The organism is Gillisella taibaishanensis, assembly GCF_001938985.1.
GTDB classification, from domain to species: Bacteria; Pseudomonadota; Alphaproteobacteria; order Rhizobiales; family Rhizobiaceae; genus Allorhizobium; species Allorhizobium taibaishanense.
Window position 1 is genome coordinate 1,082,820 of sequence record NZ_MKIN01000022.1, and the last position, 25,813, is coordinate 1,108,632.

A 25,813-nucleotide genomic window follows, 5' to 3' on the forward strand; every position below is an offset into this window, starting at 1 on the left:
GGCATTTAGGCGCGGCTTGCCTTTCGAAAAGACGGCACCATTTACGGGCCTAGACACCAGAAGGTAACCACAATGCAACCAGGAACGCCGGAAACAGAATGGCGAGAAGACTGCGCGCCAAGGCGCGTGCTCGACCTGTTTTCCACCAAATGGACCAGCATGGTGCTGCACACGCTGCATGCCCGCCATGGCGGCAAAGCCCGCACCGGCGTGCTGCTGCGCAGCCTGCCCGGCATTTCCAAGAAGATGCTGACCCAGACCCTGCGCGACATGGAGACGACAGGCCTGATTTCCCGCCATGTCGAAGCCACCTTGCCGCCCGCTGTCGAATACCGGCTAACCCCGCTCGGCCACCGCTTCATCGAGCCGGTTGAGCTGCTCTACGCTTGGGGCCGCGCCAATGCCGATGCGTTGGATGCATTGCAACCAAGGCCCGGGTCACGACGAGAGGGGTGAGGCGGCGTTCAAGATTTCTGGAATGCGATCGCTTGCTCCCCTAGGCCTCACATCGGCACTGATGAGGTGGCTGCGACAAGGTCGCTTAAACTATTGCACCGGTACCAGATGAACGGGGCGCGGCGCCAGCAGGGGGGCGTTGTCAGCCTTCTTCGGCATCACGTCGAACTGCCATAGGCAGTTGTTATCGCCGCCGCTGTCCGTCACGCATTGTGAAAGATCCTGAGTACGACGCTCGAAGGCAGACCGGACGCAAGCCCGCGCCTGCACCGGCGGAATACCGCCGATGACGCCGAGCGGACAGGTTGCCTGCACGAAGGAGAGCCAAGCTCGCTGGCTCTTGATGAGCACGTCGCGCTGGGCATCTGTCGCGCCGTTCAAGGCAGACTTATAGGCCTGCGAAAGCTTGATATCAGCCTTGCCCAGCTCGCCATCGGCGCAGATCACCACTTCAATCGGTGTCTTCGGTGCATCGCAGTTGAAGCTGGCTCGCGGCGCCGGTGCCGTGGCGGTCGCCTCTTCCGCTTCGCTGTCATCGACACACTCTGCCGTCCCTGTCTGGAAACACTGGTTGATGGCTGTAAACCGCGCCTCGAAGGCCGACCTCAGGCAGTCCACGACCTCGGTTTTGGCACTGCCATCGGGCTTGCACCGTGACGTTATCCGGTCGAGCCATACCTTCTGACGTTCGGTAATATGGCGCTTGTCCTCGGCCGTTTGCGCAGACTGCATTTCGTCGCGAAAACTATCGTTCAGCACCAGATCGGCTCGCCCCAAGGCGGGAGACGCGCAAATGCTGCGCTCCAGCGGCGTTTGTGCCTTGGCACAATCGAAACTGGCCTTGGGCAATGGCGTCCTGGCAAGCTTGGGATTGGCGCTGAATTGCTCGGCAATTCCAACCTGACAGCCGGCGGCCATCGACATATAGAACGTGCCAGACGTCATGCTGTATTGGTAAGCGCAGAGCTGCATACGATCAGCGTAATTCGTCATCTCGCTCTTGTTGAGTTTGGGGACGAAATCGGCTTCGCATTTCCGTACAGCAGCTGCGGCAAAGGCCGTGTCGGCGCTCGATCCCCATATGCAGTCGTTATACAGCGCCGCTGCGGCCTTGCAGGACTTGGTCTTGGTGATGGCCGCCAGCAGCTCATCGCCGGTGCCATTGCCCGGTCCACTGCATCCGCCCGGAGTTTCGGCATGCGCTTGCGGCGTGACGACCGCTAAGAGGCAAAACAAGACCATGCACAACAGAGGCCGTAAAGTTCGCTTGAAAGCCATCGGACGACGCGCTCCTCGATGATCCTGCCCTAGGCAGGGTAACGACTGAGCGATGGGTCGGGCAAGTCTTGAAACGGCATCAAGGTCGAAGGCATAGGCTCTCGTTCGAGCCTATGCCTTGTTTCATCAGCTTACAGCTTGCCGCCGCGCTGCTGGATCATCATGAACGTGTCATAGGTGTATTCAGCCAACTGCATCCACAGATAGGCTTCTTTCTTGAACGCGACCTGGTCGTCGTAGACTTTCTTGAAATCCGGATTCTTGGCGGAGATTTCGGCATAGACCTCCATCGAAGCCTTGAAGCAGGCGTCCAGAATGTCCTGGCTGAAGGGCTTCAGCGTCGTGCCTTCCGAAACGATCTGCTTGATCGCGACTGGGTTTTTCAGATCGTATTTTGCCATCATATTGGTATTGGCAAAGGCGCAGGCGTCCTGCAGCACGGTCTGGTAGGCCTTCGGCAGATCATTCCATTTGGCGAGGTTGACGAAGGCATGGATGGCCGGACCACCTTCCCAGAAGGCGGGATAGTAGTAATATTTGGCCACCTTGTAGAAGCCCAGCTTGTGATCGTCATAGGGGCCGATCCATTCGGCCGCGTCGATCGTGCCCTTTTCCAGTGCCGGATAGATATCGCCACCGGCAATCTGCTGCGGCACGCCGCCGAGCTTTTCGATAACCTTGCCGGCGAGACCGGCGATGCGCATCTTCACGCCCTTGAGGTCGTCGACCGTGTTGATCTCGCGGCGGAACCAGCCGCCCATCTGCGCGCCGGTATTGCCGGCAACCAAGCCATAGAGATTATGCTTGGCGTAGAATTCGTTGAGCAGCGTATTACCGTTGCCCTGGTAGAACCAGGCATTGGTAAGGCGCGCATTCAAGCCGAACGGAATGGCTGTGCCGATCGCGAAAGTCGGATCCTTGCCGACATAGTAGTAGGAGCAGGTGTGGCACATTTCCACGGTTCCCGCGCCCACCGCATCGGCGGCTTGCAGACCCGGCACCACTTCGCCGGCGGCAAACACCTGAATGTTGAAATTGCCGTCGGTCGCCGCCGACACCCGCGCTGCGATGTCTTCAGCGCCGCCATAGATCGTGTCCAGCGATTTCGGGAAGGACGACGTCAGCCGCCAGTTGATCTTCGGCGCCTGCTGGGCAATAGCCGGCGCGGCCAAGGCCACCGCACCCAGTGAGCCGGCGCCCGCGACGCCTGCCTTCTTCAAAAATCCACGACGATCCATAAAGTCCTCCCGCTGTGATTCCCCTGACGCTTCCCCTCCAGGAAAGTCTGGTGAAGGTAAACATGTTGACTGGGCGGTGACAAGCGGGAGAGACTATCAGTTTAGGCTAAAGTTGAATGAGCCGGCGCTGCACCGTTGACTTGTAGCCCAAACGGCGCAAAACACCTTCAAAATTCGCCACGCTCCGGAGCCATCACCATGACGAAGCCGCTTGTCGCCATTCCCGCCGATTTTCGCGTGATCGATGGAGCCGGATGGCATTGCGTGGTGGATCAATATGTCAACGCCACGCTGACGGTGGCTGGCGCCATGCCGGTTCTGGTGCCCGCGCTCGAAACGGGGGCTGATATTGACGCGGTGCTGGACCGGGTCGATGGCGTCGTCATTTCCGGCTCGCCCAGCAATGTCCATCCCTCGCTCTACGGCAAAGAAGCCAAGGACAGCGACGGTCCGTTTGACCTCGCCCGCGACGCCACGTCGCTGCCGCTGATCCGCCGGGCCATCGAGCGCGCCATTCCGCTGCTCGCCATCTGCCGCGGTATTCAGGAGCTCAACGTGGCGCTTGGCGGCACACTGGCTTCGGAAATCCAGGATATTCCTGGTAATTGGGATCATCGCAAGCCGCCGACTGCAGACCGCGATCTCGCCTATGCCATCCGCCAGCCGGTCGAGGTGCGTGAGGGGTCCTGTATTGCCCGCTATCTTGGAACCTCGGGCCCGATCTCCGTCAACTCCCTGCATCGCCAGGCCATTTCCGACCTCGCTCCCCGGCTGCAGGCCGAGGCGCTGGCCGAAGACGGTACGGTCGAGGCCGTCTCCGTTATCGATGCCAAGGGCTTTGCCGCCGGCGTGCAGTGGCATCCGGAATATTGGGCCAATGCCGATGCCCCGTCCCGCGCCCTGTTCGAGGCTTTTGGCGCGGCGGTGCGCGACTATGCGGCGGCGAGAACAACCGTCACCGCATAATCAGTTTTTCAAGGCCGTTACTTTACTGGCGTTACTTTACCGGAGTCTCCGGCACCGGCGTCTTGACCGTACGGTTTTCAAACCAGCCGATCAGGTTGTCGGCGACCAAATCGGCCATGGCATTGCGGGTCGGTACCGACGCCGATGCGACATGCGGCAGTAACGAGACATTCGGCAGGTTGAGGAATTCAGCCGGCACCTTCGGCTCCTCGTAGAACACGTCCATCCCGGCGGCAGCAATCGTGCCATCCTTCAGCGCTGATATCAGTGCCGGCTCGTCGACGCTCCAGCCACGCCCGACGCTGATGAACACACCGTTTGGCCCAAGCGCCTTCAACACATCGGCATTGATCGCCTTATGGGTCTCGGGCGTCTTCGGCACGATGCAGATCAACGTATCGACGGCCTTGGCAAGCTCCAGCAGCGAGGGACGGTAATCATAGGCTACGCCGGGCTTCTCGCTACGGGTATGATAGCTGATCTTGACCTTGAAAGGCTCCAGCCGGCTGGCGATTTCGCCGCCGATCCGTCCCAGACCATAAAGGCCGACATGGCGGCCGCGCAGGGAGAGCGGCGACAGCGCGAATGGTCCCTCACTCTGCCAGCGCCCTTCCCGCAGATAGGTCTCGGCCTGGTAAAACCGCCTGATCGTGTTGATCAGCAGCGCAATCGTGGTGTCTGCCACTTCGTCATCCAGCACGTCAGGCGTGTTGGTAACGATAACATTTCTGGACGCGGCTTTGGCCACATCCACCCCGTCATAGCCGACGCCGAAATTGGCGATCACTTCCAGGTTTGGCAGCCGGTCGATCAGTGCGCCCGGCACCGCGCCGGCAATGGCAATGCCCCGCACCCGGGCGGCATCGGTCTCATCAAGTTCAACCGGCTGGCCGGGCGGGGTTTGCAACAGCTCGAAACGGGGCTGCAGCCGCTCGATAACGCGCGGATGGATCTTTCCGGGAACGAGGATAACGGGTTTGTCGGTCATGGATTGGTGTCTCTATGCTTGCTGTTTCAATCAGTCCCGATGGTGGATCGGACCAGTGGATTGTCGAATGCGCATTTCCGGCTTGATCAGATGAAGGCCGTCAGGCTCATGGCTGCCCGCCAGCTTATCCAGAAGCGCGCGCGCCGCAAGCCTTCCCACTTCCGCCTGGCCGTTCGAGACTGTGGTCAGCGCCGGCGTGGCAATCGAGGCTTCCTCCAGATCGTCATAGCCGGTCACCGAGATATCGCGGCCCGGCACCAATCCGGCGCGGGAAATGCCATTCATCAACCCGATGGCGACCAGATCGTTCCAGCAGACGGCGGCCGTCGGCTTTTGCGGCAAGGAGAGGAAATTGACAGCAGCCTCGAAGCCGCCCTGCTTGGTGCGGGGGCCTGGAATGCGCAAATTGGGATCGACGGCGATGCCGGCCTTGCGCAGCGCATTGACATAACCCTGGTACCGGTCGCGCCCAGTCGAGGTCTGGTCGGTGCCACCGACCATGGCAATCACCCGGTGACCGAGGCCGATCAGATGGTTGGTGGCCAGCGAAATGCCATAGGTATCGTCGCCGCGATAGGTCGGTAGCGCCAAACCATCCATGGTTCGGGCAATCAGGATGGCCGGCATGCCATTGTCTTCCGCCAGCATCAGGTCCTCGGGCGGCGAGCCGATGGCCGGCGACATGATCACCCCGTCGCCTCCCAGCTGCAGCAGCGTCTCGATGAAGGTCCGCTGCTTTTCAACCGAGTCGTAATGGTTGGAGAGGATGAACGTCTGGCGGCTGCGGTCGAGTTCGCTCTCGATGGCTTTCAGGATTTCGCCGTAGAAGGGGTTCATGATGTCATGCACGACAACGCCGATAATGCCTGATCGTGATGTGCGCAGGCTCGCGGCGCGGCGGTTGTAGATATAGCCGAGCAGGCGCGCCTGTTCCTTGATCTTTTCACGGGTGTCGCTAGCAACCAGCGGACTGTCGCGCAGGGCGAGCGAGACGGTGGCGGTGGACAGGCCGAGGCTTTCGGCAATCGTCGATAATTTGATCTTTTGCGCCACGGCTCCCCCCTTGTGACCGGCACCCACCAGAGTCGATACCGGCCGACCCAAGGGCCCGGGCCAGACGACCTTTAAACTGTTTAATTAAAGGGTTGAAAACACCATGGCAAGCCGCAGACGGCAGGAAAGAGTAGCCGGATCAACCGGCCCAGCAGATCACTCCGCAGCGAGGTCTTCGCTTTCGTCAATCGGCTCCGGCAGCTCCGCCGGCATCTGCGCATGCAGATTGTCCTCGACGACCGCCAGAAGCTTCATCAGCACCTTGATTTCCTTGCCGCTGAGGCCTTGGGTCGCCTGGCGCTCCAAGGCTTTGTTGGCGCTGGAAATCCTGTCCACGGTCGCCCGGCCGGTCTCCGTCAGGTACACTTTGGTCTGGCGCCCGTCGGCGTCCGAGCCGCGCCGCTCGACAAAGCCTTGGGCTTCCATGCGGCCGATGGTGCGGGTCATGGTCGGTGCCTTGACGCCCAGCCGCTGCGCCAGCAGGCCGGGTGTCAGGCCCTCTTCCGCTGCCAGCAGCAGCACTACGCCCTCCTGGCCGGAGTAAAGTCCGCTGCGGGTCAAAAGCCTTGTCTGCACGGTGCGCAGGCTGCGCGACGCCTGGGTAATGGCCGTGCCGAGATCGCCGCTGATCTCAAGCCTCGCCTCGCGTTCGGCATCTTTCAGCTTGGCGGACTTCTTCTTTTTCTCGGACTTGTCCTTCTTGGCCATGTAACCCCATCCTTCGCAACAAAGTTCTGTTCGACAGCCGACAATCCACAGGAGCGCGATGATCGCACCACGGCCTGTACGCCGGTTTATTCCTAGCATAAATCGCGGACATGACTGCATAATTACTGAAACGGACCGTGACATCCCTACTGTCATCAGCCAATCGTCAATCCACGCGCAGATACTCCATCGATCAAGCCAGACAGGAACCGGCAGAGCAATGCCCCATCCACACAAGCATTTCGCCAGCAACGATCCGAGCCTTCCCCCGGCAGCCCGGGCCGACTGGATCGCCGTGCTGCCACTTGGCGCCCATGAGCAACACGGACCGCACCTGCCCTTCGAGACTGACACGATCATTGCCGCCGGCGTCACCGAAAGGCTTATCGCCGCCCTGCCCTCCCATCTGCCGGTCACTTTTCTGCCGGTGGAGCCGGTGGGTTATTCCATCGAGCATATGGATGTGGCAGGCACGCGCACGCTCGCCTTCGACGAGGCCGTCCACCGCTGGCTGGGCATGGCGCAAACTCTGTCTGCCCAGGGCGTCCGCAAGCTCGTGCTGCTCAACGCACACGGCGGCAACGCGCCGCTGATGACCATCGTGGCGACGGAGGCCCGGGTGCGGTTCGGCATGCTTGTTGTCGCCACCAGCTGGACCCGCTTTGGCCAGCCGGAAGGCCTGATCAAGCCTGAGGACAAGGCCATCGACATCCATGGCGGCGATATCGAGACCTCGGTCATGCTGGCTTTGCGCCCGGATCTGGTCGCCATGGACAAGGCGGAGAATTTCGCATCGCGGCAAAGCGAATTTGCCACCCGCTTCACCCATCTGCGCGCCTACGGCCCGCATGCTTTCGGCTGGAAAATGTCGGACCTCAACCCCAAGGGCGTTGCCGGCAACGCGGCACTGGCCACGGCTGACAAGGGCGAACGGCTGCTTGCACATGCCGTGCACGGGCTCATCGCACTTCTCGAAGATATCCATGCCTTCGATGTGGAGAAAGCCTTTGAACTGCCGCACCACTCATCCTATATGGGGTAATAAAGTAACAAGGGCGGCGCCTGCCGCCTTCCCACAGCTGTTTTTCAAGCCTCGAGGTTCCCATGAGCGAAGCTGCCGCAAGACCCACTCCCGTTACCGTGCTGACCGGTTATCTCGGCGCTGGCAAGACCACGCTTCTCAACCGGATTCTGTCTGAGAACCACGGCAAGAAATATGCTGTCATCGTCAACGAGTTCGGCGAGATCGGCATCGATAACGACCTGATCGTCGAATCCGACGAAGAAATCTATGAAATGAACAATGGCTGCGTCTGCTGCACGGTGCGCGGCGACCTCATTCGCGTCGTCGAAGGCCTGATGCGCCGCAAGGATCGGTTCGACGGCATCATCGTCGAGACGACAGGTCTTGCCGATCCGGTGCCGGTCGCCCAGACCTTCTTCATGGATGACGACGTGCGCGCCAAGACCGAGCTCGACGCCGTCGTCGCCCTTGTCGATGCCAAGCATCTGCCGCTGCGCCTGAAGGACAGCCGCGAAGCCGAAGACCAGATCGCCTTTGCCGATGTCGTCGTCGTCAACAAGGCCGACCTCGTCAGCCATGAAGAATTGCACCGCATCGAGGACATCGTGCGGGCCATCAACCCGTCAGCGCGGATCTACACCACCACGCGCTCCGGCGTCGACCTGTCGAAAGTGCTGAACCAGGGCGCCTTCAATCTGGAACGGGCACTGGAAAACGATCCGCATTTCCTCAGCAACGATGACGATCACGTCTGTGGCCCCGATTGCGACCACGATCATCATCATCACGCCCACGACCATCACGACCATGACCACCATCATCACGATCATGATCACGGCCATGATCATCACCACCATGACCATGGCCCCTCGCCGATCCATGACGTCACGGTGACCTCGATTTCGCTGCGCGGCGGCGAGATGAACCCGGATCGTTTCTTCCCCTGGATCCAGAAAGTCACCCAGACGGACGGCCCCAACATCCTGCGCCTGAAGGGCATCATCGCCTTCAAGGGCGATGCCGAGCGCTATGTGGTGCAGGGCGTGCACATGATCATCGAAGGCGATCATCAGCGTCCGTGGAAGGATGGCGAAAAGCACGAGAGCCGGCTGGTATTCATCGGCCGCGAACTCGACCGCGAAAAGCTGGAAAAGAGCTTCAAGGCCTGCGAGGCCGCAGCATGAGGCCCGCCGCTTTCTCTCTGGCGATCGCTGACACCAAGACTGGAAAGACTGCCTGATGCCGACTGTTGCACCGCTTGATCTGGAAGGCCACGTCCTGACGGCGGCCTTCCTGGGAGACATCCCCGTTTTCGTGACCGCCGCAGGCTCCATCCACCGCCTGGATGGCGGGCAACAGGTGAGCGAGACCGGCTCCGGCCTGCTCACCGTCGTCAAGGACGCCGACAGCCAGACTTTGCTGACCGGCGGCGAGGACGGCAAAGTGCTGCGCATCGCCCATGACGGCACGATTACCGAGCTGGCCCATGCGCCCCGCAAGTGGATCACCGCTGTCGCCGCCGGGCCGCAGGGCGCCATCGCCTATGGCTACGGCAAGTCTGCTTTCGTGCGGCTCGCCAGCGGCGCCGTGCATCAATATGACGAGGAACGCTCGGTCGAAGGCATCACCTTCGCGCCAAAGGGCCTGCGCATCGGCATCGCCCGCTATAACGGCGTCACGCTGCGCTTTGCCGCAGCCGAGGGCAAGCCGGTCGATCTGGAATGGAAGGGCGCCCATACCGGCGTCAGCTTCTCACCAGATGGCCGCTTTCTCGTCACCACCATGCAGGAAAATGCCCTGCACGGCTGGAAGCTAGACGGTGCCAGCAGCGATACCCGCCATATGCGCATGACCGGCTATCCCGCCAAGGTGAAGTCGATCTCCTGGTCGAACAAGGGCAAGTGGCTCGCCTCTTCAGGGGCGCCGGCCGCTATCGTCTGGCCCTTCTCCTCCAAGGACGGCCCTATGGGCAAGGCGCCGTTGGAACTCGGTACCCGCGCCAATATCATGGTTAGCCAAGTGGCGTTTCATCCCGTCGAAGAGGTTCTCGCCATTGGCTTCATCGACGGCATGATCCTTGCCGTACGGATTGCCGATGGCAAGGAGGCGCTGTTGCGTCGCCCCGGCAACGGCGCCATTACCAGTATGGGCTGGAGTGCAAGCGGCAAGTTGTTATGCTTCGGTTCCGAAGCTGGTGATTGCGGTATCATTGATATCAGTGGATGAATTAAAGTAAACTACAACTATAAATGTGAAACCAGGGCGAAGGCCCTGGTTTTTTTATTTGGATGCCATTCCTTTTCTTAAGGGTCCCGTAACCAAGCGGCGACTAAAAATATAAAAGTTAAAAAAGCACCTGGAAAATTACCGAAGCTGTTCGATTTACGGATCAAGATTTAGATTAAAGGGCCGAATAAGCCTCCCAGCCCAGAGCGCAGCGGACGACACGATGAAACTCAGCATATCTTCCACGGTCATAATATCGGGCGTCATCCTTGCCGTCGGTGTTGTCGTCACCCTTGCTACCGCTATGCAGACGCTGCAAAGGCTGAAGGTCAACGGGCCCATCTATCAGCAGATCGTCGATAGCAAGGATCTGATCGCTGACATTCTTCCGCCACCGCTCTACGTGGTCGAGACCTATTCGCTGGCCAATGAAGCGGCCCTGCACTCCGATGTCGCCGCCGCCAATATCGAACGGATGAAACTGCTGAAATCGCAGTATGTCGAGCGTCGCGATTACTGGAAAGGCACGACCCTGCCCGACAGCCTGCGCAACAAGTTGCAGCAGGACGTGGTGGTCAAGGGCGATGCCTTCTGGAAGCAGATGGACGATGTCGTCGTGCCGGCCCTGAAGGATGGCGATCAAGCCGTCCTGAAACCGGCCCTCAATGAACTGAAGCAGCGGTTCCATACTCATGAGGCCGCCGTCAACGAGCTCGTCGACATGGGCACTGCCTATGGTAAGCAGATGGAGACAGATGCAGCGGATGAAACCGCCTCGCGCGAAACCATCAGCTACACCTTTGGCTCACTGCTGATTGCCCTCAGCCTGGCCTCGATCTTCATCGTCCGTCGCCGGGCGCTGTCGCCGCTCAACCATATAACATCAGCTATGACAGCAATGGCGCACGGCGATCTCGACACGCCGCCACCTTATGCCACGCGCGAAGACGAAATCGGCGACATTGCCAAGGCGCTATCTATCTTCCGTGATGCCGGCCTTGAGAAGCGCCGCATGGAAGCAGAAGCAGAAGCCGGCCGGGCGCTGACCGAAGAACAGCGGCGCCAGCGCGAAGAAGAGCGTGCTGCCGAAGCACAGGCTCTTCGCCGCGTGGTCGAAGAACTCGGTGACGGCCTGCACCGCCTGGCCGAATGCAACATGCGCATGACGCTGGACAAGCCTTTCGACGCGAAGTTCGATGTCCTGCGCCGCGACTTCAACGAATCGATTGCAACGCTGCAATTGACGCTGAAACAGGTCTTGAGCGAAACGGGGCATCTGCAGACCAACAGCCGCGAAATGCGCGGCGCTGCCGACAACCTGGCCAAGCGAACCGAACAGCAGGCGGCAGCCCTCGAGGAAACCGCTGCGGCTCTCGAGCAGGTCGCAGCAACCGTCAAGGCATCGGCAAACCGCACCCGTGAAACCCGCGCCCTGGTCAAGGACGCCCGCGAATGCACGACTGCATCCAACGACGTCGTCAACAATGCCATCACCGCCATGCAGCGCATCGAGGGTGTGTCCCGCGAGATCGGCACGATCATCGGCGTGATCGACGAAATCGCCTTCCAGACCAACCTTCTCGCCTTGAACGCCGGCGTGGAAGCCGCACGTGCCGGCGAAGCCGGCAAGGGTTTTGCCGTCGTCGCCCAGGAAGTCCGCGAACTTGCCCAGCGCTCCGCTGGCGCTGCGCGGCAAATCAAGACGCTGGTCGATCGTTCCAGCACCGAAGTGGCCACAGGCGTCGAACTGGTGGGAACAGCCGGCGGTGTCTTGACCAAGATCGGAAGCTTCGTTGAAAGGATCGATGGCAATATCGATGCAATCGCCACCTCAGCCGAGGAACAGGCCGTCGGGTTGCAGCAGATCAGCAGTTCCGTCAACAGCCTCGATCAGATGACCCAGCAGAATGCCGCCATGGTCGAGGAAACCAATGCCATCAGCCAGACATTGGCCGACGGCGCCATATCGCTCGCAACACTGGTCAACCGCTTTCAGCTGCCGACAGACACCATGGCGCGGGCGGCCTGATCCATCGGGTTCAAATCAATCGAAAATGGCGGCAAAGGCCGCCATTTTCTTTAATACGATAATCTCTTTTGCTCCGGGCAAAACTGCCTCAGAAGCGATAGGTGACGCCGGCGCCAACCATCCAGGGGTCGAGCTTGGCCGTGCCCTTGACCTTCGCGCCTCCCACCGTGGCGTCGAAATCCGGCCGCAGATAGTATTTCTTGACGTCGACGTTGACGCCCCATTTGTCGTTTATCATGTAATCAAAGCCGACCTGAACGGCAGCGCCGAAGGTGTTCTTGACGTCGAGCTTGGTAGCAGCACCGCTCGAAGACTGGTTATAGAACATCGTGTAATTGACGCCAGCGCCGACATAGGGCTGGAACTTGCCAAAGTCGGTGAAATGATATTGCAGCGTCACTGTCGGTGGCAAGATCCAGACCTTGCCGAGCTTGCCCAGGCTGCCAATCGAACCATCGGCGTTGACGTTGGCCGAGGTCGTGCCGAGAATCAGTTCGGCGGCGATATTGCGGGTGAAGAAATAGCTGAAGTCGACTTCAGGCGTTACGCTGTTGCTGTAGGACAGGTCGGAGCCGCCGATGCCGTTCACCGAACCGCCGTCATTGGGAATCACAGCCAGCGCGCGGGCACGGATCTGCCAGGGGCTATAGGGCGTCAGCGCCGATTCGGCTTCCGGCGCCTTCGGAACCTGGGTCAGGTCAGCGGCAGACGCGATCGGCGCCGCCAGCGCAACAGCGGCAAGCACGAAAGCGGGGGCAAAAGCCTTCAGGCCTGGGATCCGGTTCATTGACATGGTGTCTCTCCTTTTTATCTGGTGGCAGCAGATCCCCCTGCTGCGTTGCAACCGATTATTGGCCCGCGCACACCACCGTCAATTGAGCCAGATCAATCCGAGGTGGTCCCAGGGCAAGGAGTGACACTTCTGCGACCAACTGTTGCGCCCATGCATCAACTTCTTGATTCCTATCAATTTTCTTCTTTCGGAAATACGCAATCAACGAATTGTGACCGGCGATGGATCACTGCATTGGTCGCTACGCCTTGCCTGTCATGGAAGTGATAAAAACCGTCCATATCGTTTTTTCATTCCGCCGGAAGACGGGGGTCCAGTTGCAGTTTTGATGCAACAACCACGCTGTCGCCATCGCCAAGCGGATCTTGCAAAGGAACACGATCATGCCTCTTCATCCGCGCCGCGCGCTTCTCAGTGGCGGTACCGCCCTGCTCCTGTCCAGCCTCTGTCTTGTGCCCGCCGGTCAGGCGGCAGCGCCCTCCGTCAACACGGCGACGCCGATCAAGCATCTCGTGGTGATCTTTCAGGAAAATGTTTCCTTCGACCATTATTTCGCGACCTATCCCAAGGCCGCCAATATCGACGGCGAACCGGCCTTTAACGCCGCCGCCGACACGCCTACCGATATCGATACGCTCGCCCATGCCGGGCTCATCGACAGCAATCCCAACAAGACCAACACAGCCAATGGCGCCGATGCGGCTGCCCCCTTCCGGCTCGACCGCACCCAGGCGGCCACCAATTCGCAGAACCACGGCTATACGGCAGAACAAGCGGCCTATGACAATTTCGCCATGGACCTGTTCCCGGCCAATACTGGCCGTGGCACCAAGGGTGCTGCCGGCGCCTTCGGCACCAAAGGCCAGGTCATGGGCTACTATGACGGCAATACCGTCACCGCTTACTGGAACTATGCCCAACATTTCGCCCTGAACGACCACTCCTTTTCCTCGACCTTCGGCCCGTCGACGCCTGGCGCCATCAACCTCGTGTCCGGCCAGACCAATGGCGTCACCCTTCCCCCTGGCTACACGCTGGAAAAGGACGGCACCTATGCCAAGGGCGAAGTGGTGCCTGACGGCAATGGCGGCTGGACGATGATTTCCGACCTGGACCCGACCGGCGATGTCTGCTCCAAGGGCCAGACCGCGCTGATGACCGGCCGCAATATTGGCGACATGCTGAATGATCGCGGCCTGACCTGGGGCTTTTTCGAGGGCGGCTTCGACCTGACCGTCAACAATCCCAACGGCACTACAGCCTGCAAGCGGTCCACCACCTCGGCCGTGACCAAGGTCGACGAAGTCGATTACATTCCCCATCATCAGCCATTCCAATATTATGCCTCGACCGCCAATCCGCAGCATGTCAGGCCAAGCTCGGTCGATGTCATCGGCACCAACAAGGATGGCGGTGCCAATCACCAGTATGACATCAACGACTTTTACGCGGTGCTGAAGCACGGCAACCTGCCTGCCGTCAGCTTCCTGAAGGCGCCCGCCTACCAGGATGGCCATGCCGGCTATTCCGACCCGCTGGACGAACAGGAATTCGTCGCCACCGTGCTCAACCAGCTGCAGCAGTCGCCGGACTGGAAGGACACCGCCGTGGTCCTGCTCTATGACGATTCAGACGGCTGGTACGACCACGCCCATCACGTGGTCAATCCGTCGTCGATCCCGGTCAAGGGCTATGACGTGCTGAACGGCGCAGCCTGCGGCGCGGAAGGTTCGGTCGGCACGCCACTGCCCGGCGTCAACGGTCAGCCGGTTCAGGGCCGTTGCGGCTATGGCACGCGTCAGCCGCTCCTGGTGATTTCGCCCTATGCCAAACAGAACTACGTCGATCATACGCAGACCGACCAGACCTCGGTCATGCGCTTCATCGAGGACAACTGGATGGGCGGTCAACGGCTGGGCGGCGGCTCCTTCGACGCGCTGGCGGGCTCGCTGAACGGCATGTTCGACTGGAGCAAGCCGCGTACCGACACGCTGATCCTCGACCCGAAAACCGGCCTGAAGAGCTGACCGGACCAGGACCCGACATGAACATGATCGACAGACAGTCGCGCCTATCCTTCCTGGCTCTAGCCCTCCTCAGCGTGGCCGGTGCCGGGCTTGGCTGGGCGGCCCAGGGCGAAACAACGGGGCAAGGAGCAGATCCGGCCGGTAGCCGACCATCGGCAGCTTCATCCGGCGAATCGGCAGCCCCGCTCAGTGCCGTCGCGCAATTGGGCAAGGCGATTTTCTTCGATCAGAGCCTGTCGGGCAGCGGCACCATGTCCTGCGCCACCTGCCATGATCCGGCGCATCACTATGCGCCGGCCAATGGCCTTATCGTGCAGCTGGGTGGTCCTGGCCTTGACCGGCCCGGCATCCGCCCGGTGCCGAGCCTGACCTACAAAATCGCCACGCCGGCCTTCTCGGTCGGCGCGGAAAACCCGGCAGAGGAAGCCGCCGAGGCCTCGCCGATGGCCGAAGCGTCTGGCACCGCGCTTTCCCAGCAGGCAACACCGGTCGCCGGCCCCATGGCTGGCCAGCCGGTGGTAAAGGCGGATGCGCCGGCCGACAATGCCGTGCCGCAAGGCGGCATGTTCTGGGATGGACGCGCCGACAGCCTCGAGGATCAGGCGCTCGGACCGCTTCTGTCGCCCTTCGAAATGGCCAATCCCGACGCCAAAAGCCTCTATGACAAGATCAGGACCCGCTATGGCGCGAGGCTTGCCGCCCTGTTCGGCAATCAAGTGCTGGACGATCAGTCGATGGCGCTGTCAGAGGTTGGCTTTGCGCTGGCTCGCTATCAGGTGGAGGAGCCCTCGTTCCACCCCTATTCCAGCAAATACGACGCCTATCTGCGAGGCCAGGTCAAACTGAGTGCGGCCGAGCAACGCGGGCTTGCCCTGTTTGACGATGCCAAGAAGGGCAATTGCGCCTCCTGCCATCTCGACAAGAGGACTGATGATGGCCAGATGCCGGCTTTTACTGATTATGAATTCGAGGCGCTGGGCGTGCCACGCAATCCGGCCATTCCCGCCAATGCCGATCCCCGCTATTTCGATCTCGGCATTTGCGGTCCGCAGCGTAACGACGATTTCGCCCATCAGCCGCAAAATTGCGGGCTGTTCAAAACCCCGACCTTGCGCAATGTCGCAGAGCGCGGCGTCTATTTCCACAACGGGGTCTATCACACGCTGGAAGAAGCAACCCGCTTCTACGTCGCCCGCGACACCGATCCAGCCAGCATCTACCCAAAGAACCCGGACGGCAGCATTGCCAAATTCAACGATCTACCAGAGACCTATCGCAGCAATATCGACGTGATCGACGCGCCAATGGACCGCAAGTTAGGTCAGCCGCCGGCTCTCAACGAGGCGGAAATCGCCGATGTCGTTGCCTTCCTGAAGACGCTCAGCGATGGCTGGAGCGACGACAAGGCCGGAAAAACGACTGCGCAGCAACAGTAGCGCGGTGCCAGGACATGTCAGCGAAGGCCTCGAAAGGCCTTTCCTGGCACGCTCCGAAGAAGCCAAATCAAGAGTCGTACCGCCGGTGGATTACGGGCAGGCTCAATCAATCGCCGCTCTTTCAGAGGTTCCGGAAGACTTGATCGTCTCTACCGGGATCGTCCATGGCACAGCCACGCTATCAAGCCGCCGCCGAGGCTCGCTGTTGCTGCGCAGAATCCTCGGACTTTTCAAGCCCGAGGGTATTCTTCAATTTGGTAGGAAGTTGCTTTAAGCCGCCTTGCGCCGCAGAGGGGCCGAGAGCTTACGGCCCGATGCGGTGATCATTCCGACAGCACCGTCCAGCCAGCCGGGAACGAGCTCGAGCGCCAGGAAACGATCGCGCGCGAACGGGCCGGGCATAACGAGATGCGCGGTCTTAGCAGCAAAGAAGCCGAAACGCTCGTAGTAAGGCGCGTCGCCAACCAGCAGCACGGCGCCATGACCACGGGTCTTGGCTTCCATAAGAGCAGCGCGCATCAACTGCGAACCGATACCCTTGCCCTCATGGACGCAATCGACCGCCAGCGGGCCAAGCAGCAGCGCGTCGACGACCTGACCCTCGGCATTGACGCCGGCTTCGATATTCCACAGGCGCACGGTGCCGATCACATGGCCCTTGCGGTCGCGGGCAACTAAAGCCAGGCCTTCGGCCGGCACGCGGCCACGGCGGATCTTTTCAGACGACTTCTTGCGGCGATCCGCGCCCATGACGCGATCGAGCAGCGCTTCGCGCGCAACGACGTCGGCGGGGGTTTCAGCATCGATCTTGAAGGCCGGCGGCGCAAAAAATGCGCGCACGGTGTCGAGAACAGCGGTCATGGCGACCTCCTGTACAAAGAGCGTTCAAAATGGGGATGAGGCATCCGTGCCGGGCTTCAGTCAGCCCGGCATGGGCACAATCAGATCACGTAAGCCTTCAGCGGCTCGAAGCCGTTGAACGCCACCGCCGAATAGGTGGTGGTGTAGGCGCCGGTGCCTTCGATCAGCACGTCGTCACCGATTGTCAGCGACAGCGGCAGCGGGTACATGTTCTTCTCATAGAGAACATCGGCGCTGTCGCAGGTCGGACCAGCCAGAACGCAGGGCTCCATTTCGTCACCGTCATGGGCGGTGCGGATCGGGTAACGGATCGCTTCGTCCATGGTTTCAGCCAGACCGCCGAACTTGCCGATGTCAAGGAACACCCAGCGATGAGCGTCATTGTCGGACTTCTTCGAGATCAGCACGACTTCAGCCTTGATCACACCGGCATTGCCAACCATGCCGCGACCGGGCTCGATGATGGTCTGCGGAATGTTGTTGCCGAAATGCTTCTTCAGCGAGGCGTTGATGGCCTGGCCATAGGCTTCAGCCGACGGAATGTCGCGCAGATACTTGGTCGGGAACCCGCCGCCCATGTTGACCATCTTCAGGTAGATGCCCTGCTTGGCCAGCTGTGCGAAGACGCGCTTTGCATCGCCGAGTGCCGCATCCCAGGCATCGACCTTCGTCATCTGCGAGCCGACATGGAAGGACACGCCGAAGCTTTCCAGGCCATGCTGGTGGGCATAGACGAGAACGTCGACGGCCATCTGCGGCACGCAGCCGAACTTGCGCGACAGCGGCCATTCGGCGCCTTCGCCATCGGTCAGAACCCGGCAGAATACGCGGGCGCCAGGAGCGGCACGGGCAATCTTTTCGACTTCTTCATGGCTGTCGACGGCAAACAGGTTGATGCCCAACGCATGCGCCTTGGCAACGTCCCGTTCCTTCTTGATCGTGTTGCCGAAGGAGATCCGGGCAGGCGTCGCGCCGGCGTTCAGCGCCATTTCGATTTCGGCCACGGAGGCGCAATCGAAATTGGAACCGAGCGACGCGAGCAGCGACAGGATTGCCGGCTCCGGATTGGCCTTGACGGCATAGTAGATGGCGCTATCGGGGAGCGCATGGCGGAATGCGCCATAGTTATCGCGCACGACATCGAGATCGACCACGAGGCAAGGGCCTTCCGGGCGACGGGTGTTGATGAAGTCGAGGATACGGGCGGTGGTCATGGCGATCCCTTCCATAGTATAATGAGCCCGGAATCCTGGGGATTCCGGATGGACAAAGTGCGCAGACACCTCGAACGGAACCAGTCGGTGGAGACACTGGTACCGTACGAACGCTCTAACGCGGGCGATGGATCGACGCCCTCTTGCCTGAGAGCATTGATCCGCTTTGTCTGCCATGGATTGGTTGGGGAACCCGACCGCACTTCCGGCAATGATGGTGTGCCTCTTCAGTGACCCCGGCTGATGGAAAGCCGGCAGAGACTAGAAAGGCCCGCACCGTCGTTGCTTCAAGGTGTCCTCGCATTTCCCGGTTGGCCGGGATAACGACTGGAGGGGTTAATTCCAGGTACCTTACCGATTTCCTCACCACATCGAGGATCGGCGGACACCCACAGGCACGTGCGACTTTGGGCAAGGACGTGATTAAGAAAAACGACCGTCATAATCAAGCGTTTTTTGCAAGCCCTACAAAGTTTTTTATGGCTTTTATTATTGAACGAACCCGGCCTATTGTTCACACTGATTTTCAACCATAGGAAGATGCCCTTTTGGACACTCTGACCCGCATCCGCGCTTTCATCGATGTCGTTGAAGCAGAAGGCTTTTCTGCCGCAGCGCGCAAGACCGGACGCTCCAAGGCGCTGCTGTCGAAATATGTGCGCGAACTCGAGGACGAATTGGGGGCCCTGCTGCTCAATCGCACCACGCGGCAATTCTCGATGACCGAAGCCGGCCATACCTATTATCGCAGCGCTGCAGACATCCTCAAGGAGATCGACAATCTCGCTGATTTGGTGCGCGAGAACAATGTCGGCATCCGCGGCAAGATTCGCATCACCGTGCCGCGCAGCTTCACCGACGCAGAAGTGGGTCAGTCACTGATCGATTTTGCCCTGCAGCATCCGGATCTCTCGATCGAGATCGTAGCCGAAGACCGCTTCGTCGACCTGATCGAGGAAGGCTTCGATCTTGGCATCCGCGTCACTCGGCTGGACGATTCCGGCATGATCGCCCGCAAGCTCGCCGATTTCAGGGTCTATGCCTGCGCCAGCCCCTCCTTCCTGGAAAAGCATGGCCCACTGAACCAACCGCAGGACCTTGCCAAGGTGCCCGTCCTCATAGACACCAACAATACTCGCGGCCATGGCAGCCTGCGCCTGCGCCAGCCGGATGGGGAGGCCTTCACCGTTGCCATCTCAGGGCCGCTCGAAGTCAACAGCCCGCAAACCACACTGCGCGGCGCGCTCTCTGGCCTCGGCGTTGCCATGCTGCCGGATTTCGTCGCCAAGCGCTATCTGGAGAGCGGCGAGTTGATCTCGCTGTTCGAAGATTACATGCCGTCGGGCAGCGGCATCTACGCCGTTTATCCGCATCGCCGCTACCTGCCCGCCAAGGTCCGGGCGCTGGTGGATTTCATGCACAATTGGTTCAAACGCAACGGCGCCTGCCATCCCAACCCCGCGCCGTCGGCGGAGACCTGACACCGGCTCGTTGGTCTTCACGTTTTTCTTGACCGCAGGCGCGGCCCCATTTTGGTCCTATTGCTTGGCCACCAAGCTAGCGGATATAAACAGGCTTTGCCGCATCGAAGCGGCTGCGCGCGATAACGGCAGTGGATAGGGCGAAGATGAACATGAGACGGGCTCTTCTTGCCGGTGTTTTCAGCCTCTGCGCGTCCGCCGCCCTCGCTCATCCGCATGTCTTTGTTCAGGCACGCCTGGAAGTGGTGGCCGGCCCTGACAATACAATCAAGGAATTGCGCAATACCTGGCGTTTCGACGAGGTGTTCTCGTCCAGCGTCATGCTCGATTTCGATAAGAACGGCGATTTGAAACTCGATCATAGCGAATTGCAGGACATCGCCAACACGATCCGCAGTTCGCTCGGCGATTACGATTACTTCACCTTCATCACCGCCAGCGGCGCGACCATCAAGGCGACCAAGCCGCAGGTGTTCAATGCCGATTACAAGGACAACCAGTTGCTGGTGTTCTTCATCACCAAGCCGGAAAAGCCGATCCCGATCAAAGGCAATCTCAGCTTCGGCGTCCATGATCCGACCCTTTACACAGCCATCGACTTCAAGCAGGACAGCGATATCGTCGAAACCGGTGATGCGCTGAAAAAATGCAAGCGAACGGTGGTTCGCCCCAATCCCGACGACGTGATCAAGCAGAATCAGGCTAGCCTGACGGAAGCCTTCTTCAACGACCCGACCGGAACCGACATGGGCAAGCTGTTTGCAACGAGGCTCGATCTGGCATGTTGACCCGCAGCCCTTGTCCGCGACATCACCGAGCGCTGCCGTGCATCACGGCTGCCCTTGTTGTCTGTCTCACGGCATCGCTTGCGCATGCTGGCTCGCCGCTTGGCATCGGCACGGCGGAACCCTCGTTTCAGATGGATGGACCGCTGGCAGGCGTCATGCTGTGGATCAATACTCATCAGCAGGCCTTCTACCGGGCGCTGACCACGGCGCTCACAGGCATGCGTGAAGATCCCCACCAGCTCTGGGTGCTGATCGGCCTGTCCTTTGCTTATGGCGTCTTTCATGCCGCAGGCCCCGGCCACGGCAAGGCGGTGATTTCCTCCTACATGGTCGCCAATGAGCTGGAGTTGAAGCGCGGCATCGCCATTTCCATCGCCTCTTCGGTCCTGCAAGGCATTGTTGCCATCGTCACGGTCGCTGCGATGTTCCTTCTGCTGCGCGGCAGCGGCATCACCCTGACCCGGGCGACCGATGCGATGGAAGCGGCAAGCTTCGCCTTGGTGATTGCCTTCGGTGTCTGGCTGCTGGTGCGCAAGCTCAATGAGATTTTCCGCCACCGCCGCCCTACGCCAGTCTTGGCCAGCGCCGGCGGCACCCAAGCCGCATTCCCCTCCGGCCCGCTTGGCGATCTCTTTGCCGCAAGCGATTTGTCCGCCAAGCCGGCCAGCACCGGCCTGCGCTTCCAGGCTTATGCGGCCGAGGGCGACCGTGAGGTGCCACCGCCGGGCGAGATCTGCGTCGATTGCGGCCGTAGCCACCTGCCCGCACCCTCAATGGTCAGCGCGGAGCATTTCAGCCTCAAGGAAGCCTGGTCGGCCATCGTCGCCGTGGGCCTGCGGCCCTGTTCCGGCGCATTGCTGGTGATGACGTTTGCGATGCTGAACGGGCTTTATCTCGGCGGCATTCTGTCGGTCTTCGCCATGGCAGCCGGCACAGCAATCACCGTCTCAGCGCTTGCCATCATCGCCGTCGGCGCCAAAAGCCTGGCAGTGCGCATGGCCGGTGCAGGATCACACACCGCCTACCGGATTGGCACGGCCATCGAAATCGGCGGGGCGCTATTTATCATCCTGATCGGCAGCCTGCTTCTGGCCGCCTCGCTGCAGGGATATCACCTATCGTCGGGATGACGGCGCTGATAGCGGGCGCGCAGCCAGAAGATCAGGAAGAAGGACAAGAGTACCGCTGAGCCAACGGCAGCCGCCAGCAGCGGCGAAAACTGGCCGATCCAAAGCACGATATTCGGCAGGAACAACATCGCAAGGCCGAAGCCAAGAATGATAACGCCGGCGGCAATCGCCGATTGCTTGTCACGCGGGCTCATGCGGTTGTCCCAAGTTCGGCGCGAATATCGTCGAGCCGCTTCTTCTGCCGCCCGTCTGCATCGAAATTCTCAGGGGCAAGCCAGGCCTCGTAACCCGCCTTCACCACGGGCCATTCGCCGTCGATGATCGAAAACCAGGCGGTATCGCGGTTGCGGCCCTTGGAAATAATGTGCTGGCGAAACACGCCTTCGAAGGTAAAGCCATAGCGCAGTGCGGTCACCTTGCTCGGCTCGTTCTCATTGTGGCATTTCCACTCGTAGCGGCGATAGCCGAGATCCTCGAACACATGCCGCGCCAAGAGATAATGCGCCTCGGTCGACAACGGCGAGCGCTTCATGGCCGGGCCATGCGCCACCGAGCCGACTTCCACGACGCCGTTTTTCGGATCGGGCCGCATCAGGCTTGCCATGCCGACGATGGCGCCATCGGCCTTGGAGCGGAAAATATGGGTGATCAGGCTGCCGCTGGCATTGGCGCTTTCCAGCCAGTCGCAAAAAGCCTCGACACCGGAAAAATCGTCACCGGGGAAAAAGCGCAGCGCCGCATTCACGCCGCCCTCGCCATTCGCTCCGTCGCCGCCAAGACCATCCCAGAGCGCCTGGCCATGCTCGGCGCGCACAAAAGGCTCGACAACGACGTATCGGCCCTCGAGCCGGACAGGCGCCGGCGAGGCAACGGAATAGGTCTTCAAATCCTGCATGATATCCCCTCTGCGTCGGCTTCAGGATTAGGCCAGCGGAAGGAGGAAGGCAACGGGGTTTTCACCCCGCTGCACTCAGCTATGAACCGCCCCAGATGGGGCCCCACCAATCAGCCCGAGACCTGCTCGACCTTGGCAGCGGCAACTGTCGCTTCGATATGGTCGATAAGACCGTCGGGAAGCGCCAGTCGTCCGGCGAGAAGGTCGAGATAGCCGCGCTCGGCCCGTGTATCGGGCTCGATCGTCAGCCGTGAAGCGGTGTAAAGCTCCACCTTCTGCTCTTCCGTGCGCGCCGCCGCAACAAGGGCGTCGAGATCGGTGGGATTGTCGAGCTCAGTGCGGATAAAGGCCTCGGCCTCGCCGCCGAGATCCTCGACTTGCAGCTTCTCCATGATATTGGCGCGCTCAGCCGCATCGATATGGCCATCGGCCTTGGCGGCGGCGATCATCGCCTTGATCAGGGTCAGCGCGAAATCATTGCTGATCGCGGTCTGCGGATCGAAGGCGGACCCCTCCGGCGCCGGGGCCAGTTCCGGCAGGGCGCGCAGTTCTTCCGGGGCCTTGCCGGACTGATAATTGCGGTAAGCGCGATAGCCGAGACCGGCCACCAGCGCCAGCCCGCCGAGCTTCAAGGCACCGCCGGCCAGCGACCGGCCGGTCTTGGTGCCGAGCAGCACAGACATCAGCGCACCGGTCTTCCAGGGATTGCTCTTGGCATAAGGTGCGGCGTCATCGCCCCTCTGGCGAACCGAGCCGCCGATACCGGGAATTTGCGATCCCAGCAATTGCGTGAGGAGCTTCTTGGCGTCGATCATTATTGTCTCCCATCTAGAGCATAATCCGACCGGAGTGAAACGAGGATCGATAAGATTATGCTTCAAAAAAACCGTTAGAATGCCGATCTGATTCAATCAGATCGAAAAGCGCTCTAACTGCGATAGAACAGAAATGGGAACGCCCGCATCTTTTCCCAAGACGCGGGCGCGAGAATTCAACCAAATACGGTTTCAAAAGCCGATCTATCAGCCCTTCAGAGCGCAGGCTTCAACCGCAAGCTTGGTGATCCCGGCCCAGTCGCCAGCGGCAACCAGTTCCTTCGGCGCCACCCAGGAGCCGCCGACGCAGACGACGTTGGGCAGAGACAGGTAATCCCGGGCGTTCTTGAGCGAGATGCCGCCGGTTGGGCAAAACAGCGTGCCTGCGAGCGGTGAAGACAGCGACTTCAGATAGGCCGCGCCGCCGGCCTGTTCGGCCGGGAAGAATTTCAGCACTTCATAGCCTTTTTCGCGCAGCGTCATCACTTCGCTGGCCGTGGCCGCACCCGGCAGCAACGGCACATCGGAGCCGGCAACCGCGGCGATCAATTCCGGCGTGGTGCCGGGGCTGACGATGAATTGCGAGCCTGCCTTGATGGCTGCCTCGAAATGCGCGGGGTTGAGAATGGTGCCGGCACCGGCAACGGCGCCTTCCACTTCGGCGGCAACCCGCGATATTGCCTCGAGGGCGGCAGGTGTGCGCATGGTGATTTCAATCGCCTTCAAGCCGCCGGCGACCAGCGCCCGGGCCAGTGGCACCGCCGTTTCGACATCGTCGATGATCAGCACCGGAACAACTGGCTGAAGCTTGAGCACGGCCAAGAGTTTGTCAGTCTTCGCAGTCATGAACATGTCCTTCAAACGATTAGATTGTCTTTGATTACCGCGCCGTTGCCGTGATGTCGAGGCAAATGCGCACACGATCAGGTCCATTGGACGGGGAACTATTGTCAAAGCTGCGGCATACTATAGAGTGAAATTGCCCTAACGTGATGGAAAACAGCGATGGCAAAGGAAATCGAACGGAAATTCCTGGTCCGCAGCGACACCTGGCGGCAGCATATCAGCAAATCCAGCTGTTTTCAGCAGGGCTATATTCTGTCCGATACCGATCGGTCGCTGCGCGTGCGCATCCGCGACAAGGCCGATGCGTTGCTGACCGTCAAGATCGGCCATGTCGGCTTGAGCCGTGACGAATTCGAATATGAGATCCCGCTCGCCGATGGCCTGGAAATGGTCGCCATGGCCCAGGGCAATGTGATCGAAAAGACCCGCTACAATGTCGAATATGGCGGTTACCTCTGGGAAGTCGACGTGTTCGCCGGCGCTCATGACGGTCTCGTCGTGGCAGAAGTCGAGCTCGAACATGATCGCGAAGATCCACCGCTGCCCCCATGGGTTGGTCGGGAAGTGACCGGCGACCAGCGCTATTCCAACCAATGGCTGGCGACATCGGCACCGCAGGCGGAAAGGCGCAATGGCCTATCGCTTAAGGCTTGACCTGAAGCCGGCTGCTGCTGCCGCCGAAATGTTGGCAGACCTGCTGCAATCAGCCGCCAATGACCTCGAAACTAGTGCCGATACCGAGCAAAGAGCGCGGGACCGTGCCGTGCATATCGCACGGCGTAAGCTGAAGCGGGCTCGCGCGCTCTACCGGCTGCTTGCACCTGCCATTCCCGACCTGCGCCGCAAGGAAAACGGCCGGCTGCGGCAGATCGCCCGCAGTCTGTCTGGCCTGCGTGATGCCGCAGCCCTTCTGGAAAGCATTGAAACACTACAGGACGCCGCCGTCAGCGACGAGGAAATGCATGCGCTGGACCAGGCCTGGACGGCTCTGTCGCAGCGCCATGAGCGCCAGGCGAATACCTTTCTTGCAAGCCAGGCCGAATTGATGCGCGACGCCGCCGATGGCTGCCGCGAGGCTGCCGAGCAGGCCGCCCGTATCGATTTCGACGATCGTCCAGCCAAGGCGGCAAGGATCGTCGCCAAAGCCTGGAAAAAGACCTTCAAGCGTGCGGCTTCAGCCATGGACGCCTGCCAGGCCGGCGGCGAAGGCGAGAGCTATCACGCCCTGCGCAAGGCTACCCAGACCTATTGGATGCACCTGTCGCTGCTACGCGATCTGTGGCCGAGCGCCATAGAGATGAAGCGGACGGCGGCCAAGCAATTGGCCGATATCCTCGGCCAGGAGAACGATCTCTCGGTGCTGACCGCCGCCCTCGATACCGAGGCCGGGCTATTTGCCGATGGCGAGACCCTGTCGCATCTGCTCGCAATCATCATCCGCCAACAGCAGACCCTGCGCCGCCAGGCACTGGACGCCGCTGAAGTATTGTTTGCCGACGGGCCGGATCTGGAGTCCTCGGTCATCGAAGCTCTGTGGCTCAGAGCCAGCGCGCAGTAAGCG

25 protein-coding genes are annotated in these 25,813 nt (G+C 60.6%); 13 read left to right on the forward strand and 12 right to left on the reverse strand.

Translation table 11 applies throughout. From position 1 onward, the window contains the following. Positions 1 to 72 precede the first annotated feature (72 nt). Entirely contained in the window at positions 73 to 456 is a 384-nt protein-coding gene (locus tag BJF91_RS16085; protein ID WP_075615439.1) for a winged helix-turn-helix transcriptional regulator, read from the forward strand. 90 nt (positions 457 to 546) lie between these two features. Here the strand turns inward: BJF91_RS16085 and BJF91_RS16090 are convergent, their stop codons facing one another. Beyond that, positions 547 to 1,698: a lysozyme inhibitor LprI family protein gene (locus BJF91_RS16090; protein WP_075615440.1), complete on the reverse strand. Its 1,152-nt coding sequence runs from the start codon at positions 1,696 to 1,698 to the stop codon at positions 547 to 549. A 167-nt stretch (positions 1,699 to 1,865) separates the two neighbouring features. Then, positions 1,866 to 2,972 (reverse strand): TRAP transporter substrate-binding protein, encoded by a 1,107-nt coding sequence (locus BJF91_RS16095; protein ID WP_075615441.1) that lies wholly within the window; start codon positions 2,970 to 2,972, stop codon positions 1,866 to 1,868. Between the two features lie 198 nt (positions 2,973 to 3,170). Between BJF91_RS16095 and BJF91_RS16100 the strand changes: the two genes are divergently transcribed. Continuing rightward, positions 3,171 to 3,938 (forward strand): gamma-glutamyl-gamma-aminobutyrate hydrolase family protein, encoded by a 768-nt coding sequence (locus tag BJF91_RS16100; RefSeq protein WP_075615442.1) that lies wholly within the window; start codon positions 3,171 to 3,173, stop codon positions 3,936 to 3,938. Between the two features lie 31 nt (positions 3,939 to 3,969). Here BJF91_RS16100 and BJF91_RS16105 read toward each other — a convergent pair whose 3' ends face one another. The 3 genes from BJF91_RS16105 to BJF91_RS16115 all read right to left on the reverse strand — a co-directional run bounded on the left by BJF91_RS16105 (position 3,970) and on the right by BJF91_RS16115 (position 6,687). After that, positions 3,970 to 4,926: a 2-hydroxyacid dehydrogenase gene (locus BJF91_RS16105; protein WP_075615443.1), complete on the reverse strand. Its 957-nt coding sequence runs from the start codon at positions 4,924 to 4,926 to the stop codon at positions 3,970 to 3,972. Positions 4,927 to 4,956: 30 nt separating this feature from the next. Continuing rightward, positions 4,957 to 5,979, reverse strand: coding sequence for a LacI family DNA-binding transcriptional regulator (locus BJF91_RS16110; RefSeq protein WP_075615444.1), 1,023 nt, complete (start codon positions 5,977 to 5,979; stop codon positions 4,957 to 4,959). A gap of 156 nt (positions 5,980 to 6,135) precedes the next feature. Beyond that, complete coding sequence (locus tag BJF91_RS16115; protein ID WP_075615445.1) at positions 6,136 to 6,687, reverse strand: MarR family winged helix-turn-helix transcriptional regulator; 552 nt, start codon at positions 6,685 to 6,687, stop codon at positions 6,136 to 6,138. A gap of 220 nt (positions 6,688 to 6,907) precedes the next feature. Here BJF91_RS16115 and BJF91_RS16120 point away from each other — a divergent pair, with 220 nt between their 5' ends. The 4 genes from BJF91_RS16120 to BJF91_RS16135 all read left to right on the forward strand — a co-directional run bounded on the left by BJF91_RS16120 (position 6,908) and on the right by BJF91_RS16135 (position 11,966). Then, positions 6,908 to 7,729 (forward strand): creatininase family protein, encoded by an 822-nt coding sequence (locus BJF91_RS16120; RefSeq protein WP_075615446.1) that lies wholly within the window; start codon positions 6,908 to 6,910, stop codon positions 7,727 to 7,729. 62 nt (positions 7,730 to 7,791) lie between these two features. Continuing rightward, the gene (locus BJF91_RS16125; protein WP_075615447.1) at positions 7,792 to 8,895 is read left to right on the forward strand and encodes a CobW family GTP-binding protein; all 1,104 of its coding nucleotides are present in this window, start codon (positions 7,792 to 7,794) and stop codon (positions 8,893 to 8,895) included. A 55-nt stretch (positions 8,896 to 8,950) separates the two neighbouring features. Next, positions 8,951 to 9,937, forward strand: coding sequence for a WD40 repeat domain-containing protein (locus BJF91_RS16130; protein WP_075615448.1), 987 nt, complete (start codon positions 8,951 to 8,953; stop codon positions 9,935 to 9,937). Positions 9,938 to 10,160: 223 nt separating this feature from the next. Beyond that, positions 10,161 to 11,966, forward strand: coding sequence for a methyl-accepting chemotaxis protein (locus BJF91_RS16135; RefSeq protein ID WP_075615449.1), 1,806 nt, complete (start codon positions 10,161 to 10,163; stop codon positions 11,964 to 11,966). Positions 11,967 to 12,054: 88 nt separating this feature from the next. Here BJF91_RS16135 and BJF91_RS16140 read toward each other — a convergent pair whose 3' ends face one another. After that, on the reverse strand, positions 12,055 to 12,759 hold the full coding sequence (locus BJF91_RS16140; protein WP_075615450.1) for an OmpW/AlkL family protein: 705 nt from the start codon (positions 12,757 to 12,759) through the stop codon (positions 12,055 to 12,057). 383 nt (positions 12,760 to 13,142) lie between these two features. Between BJF91_RS16140 and BJF91_RS16145 the strand changes: the two genes are divergently transcribed. Next, positions 13,143 to 14,786 carry a phospholipase C gene (locus tag BJF91_RS16145; RefSeq protein WP_075615451.1) on the forward strand — a complete coding sequence of 548 codons (1,644 nt, stop codon included), beginning with the start codon at positions 13,143 to 13,145 and terminating at the stop codon, positions 14,784 to 14,786. Positions 14,787 to 14,803: 17 nt separating this feature from the next. After that, positions 14,804 to 16,222 carry a cytochrome-c peroxidase gene (locus BJF91_RS16150; protein ID WP_075615452.1) on the forward strand — a complete coding sequence of 473 codons (1,419 nt, stop codon included), beginning with the start codon at positions 14,804 to 14,806 and terminating at the stop codon, positions 16,220 to 16,222. Between the two features lie 270 nt (positions 16,223 to 16,492). On the opposite strand, the gene BJF91_RS16155 is transcribed toward BJF91_RS16150, so the two are convergent. Together BJF91_RS16155 and odc2 are read right to left on the reverse strand one after the other, a co-directional pair. Continuing rightward, complete coding sequence (locus BJF91_RS16155) at positions 16,493 to 17,083, reverse strand: GNAT family N-acetyltransferase (RefSeq protein WP_075615453.1); 591 nt, start codon at positions 17,081 to 17,083, stop codon at positions 16,493 to 16,495. 80 nt (positions 17,084 to 17,163) lie between these two features. Continuing rightward, positions 17,164 to 18,297: an ornithine/lysine decarboxylase gene (gene odc2 / locus BJF91_RS16160; RefSeq protein WP_075615702.1), complete on the reverse strand. Its 1,134-nt coding sequence runs from the start codon at positions 18,295 to 18,297 to the stop codon at positions 17,164 to 17,166. Positions 18,298 to 18,845: 548 nt separating this feature from the next. On the opposite strand from odc2, the gene BJF91_RS16165 reads away from it, so the two are divergent. From BJF91_RS16165 to BJF91_RS16175, 3 genes are all read left to right on the forward strand, one after another. Next, positions 18,846 to 19,778, forward strand: coding sequence for a LysR family transcriptional regulator (locus tag BJF91_RS16165; protein WP_075615454.1), 933 nt, complete (start codon positions 18,846 to 18,848; stop codon positions 19,776 to 19,778). 146 nt (positions 19,779 to 19,924) lie between these two features. Then, positions 19,925 to 20,566, forward strand: a complete 642-nt coding sequence (locus tag BJF91_RS16170; protein ID WP_075615455.1) for a DUF1007 family protein — start codon at positions 19,925 to 19,927, stop codon at positions 20,564 to 20,566. After that, positions 20,560 to 21,696 (forward strand): nickel/cobalt transporter, encoded by a 1,137-nt coding sequence (locus BJF91_RS16175; RefSeq protein WP_075615456.1) that lies wholly within the window; start codon positions 20,560 to 20,562, stop codon positions 21,694 to 21,696. The genes BJF91_RS16170 and BJF91_RS16175 overlap by 7 nt, the downstream gene beginning before the upstream one ends. Here the strand turns inward: BJF91_RS16175 and BJF91_RS16180 are convergent. From BJF91_RS16180 to BJF91_RS16195, 4 genes are all read right to left on the reverse strand, one after another. Next, positions 21,678 to 21,890: a hypothetical protein gene (locus BJF91_RS16180; RefSeq protein WP_075615457.1), complete on the reverse strand. Its 213-nt coding sequence runs from the start codon at positions 21,888 to 21,890 to the stop codon at positions 21,678 to 21,680. The genes BJF91_RS16175 and BJF91_RS16180 overlap by 19 nt on opposite strands. Then, complete coding sequence (locus tag BJF91_RS16185) at positions 21,887 to 22,591, reverse strand: GNAT family N-acetyltransferase (protein ID WP_075615458.1); 705 nt, start codon at positions 22,589 to 22,591, stop codon at positions 21,887 to 21,889. The genes BJF91_RS16180 and BJF91_RS16185 overlap by 4 nt, the downstream gene beginning before the upstream one ends. A gap of 110 nt (positions 22,592 to 22,701) precedes the next feature. After that, complete coding sequence (locus BJF91_RS16190; RefSeq protein ID WP_075615459.1) at positions 22,702 to 23,406, reverse strand: tellurite resistance TerB family protein; 705 nt, start codon at positions 23,404 to 23,406, stop codon at positions 22,702 to 22,704. 207 nt (positions 23,407 to 23,613) lie between these two features. Beyond that, positions 23,614 to 24,252 carry a 2-dehydro-3-deoxy-phosphogluconate aldolase gene (locus BJF91_RS16195; protein ID WP_075615703.1) on the reverse strand — a complete coding sequence of 213 codons (639 nt, stop codon included), beginning with the start codon at positions 24,250 to 24,252 and terminating at the stop codon, positions 23,614 to 23,616. A 159-nt stretch (positions 24,253 to 24,411) separates the two neighbouring features. Between BJF91_RS16195 and BJF91_RS16200 the strand changes: the two genes are divergently transcribed. Further along, positions 24,412 to 24,906, forward strand: a complete 495-nt coding sequence (locus BJF91_RS16200; RefSeq protein ID WP_075615704.1) for a CYTH domain-containing protein — start codon at positions 24,412 to 24,414, stop codon at positions 24,904 to 24,906. After that, on the forward strand, positions 24,884 to 25,810 hold the full coding sequence (locus tag BJF91_RS16205; RefSeq protein ID WP_075615460.1) for a CHAD domain-containing protein: 927 nt from the start codon (positions 24,884 to 24,886) through the stop codon (positions 25,808 to 25,810). The genes BJF91_RS16200 and BJF91_RS16205 overlap by 23 nt, the downstream gene beginning before the upstream one ends. Positions 25,811 to 25,813 lie beyond the last annotated feature (3 nt).